We start from the raw sequence: 310 nt of genomic DNA, 5'->3' as shown, positions 1-310 counted from the left end.
TAACATGAACGACCTTTATTGGGATGCTGAATTTACAAAAGCGCACATGAAAATTGGAAACGCGGGAACACCGGGTAGTTTACGTAAGTTAGTCGATACAAGCGGCGCTCATCCGAATACATTCAATCAATTTTACGGACGTCTTAGAATAGCTCGACGAGGAAATCAATGGTCTGTTTATGTGGCACGTTTTAAAGACGGAACGGAGATTGATGACGCATCATTAGTAGAACGCTGGATTGATGAGCACGGAACTCCAATGACTAATAGGAAGGTTGCACAAATCATGATTTCTATAGCGGCATGGGAT

The 310-nt window shown here is 42.6% G+C and carries 1 pseudogene; it reads left to right on the top strand.

The features are described 5' to 3' along the window. Positions 1 to 310: pseudogene (locus tag MR058_RS23060) on the top strand (distal tail protein Dit); the annotation flags it as partial.

It is taken from the genome of Bacillus cereus group sp. BfR-BA-01430 (assembly GCF_022663115.1).
Classification (GTDB): Bacteria; Bacillota; Bacilli; order Bacillales; family Bacillaceae_G; genus Bacillus_A; species Bacillus_A cereus_BD.
The sequence above is the reverse complement of the archived record's forward strand: the minus strand, read 5'-3'. Positions and strand labels throughout refer to the sequence as shown.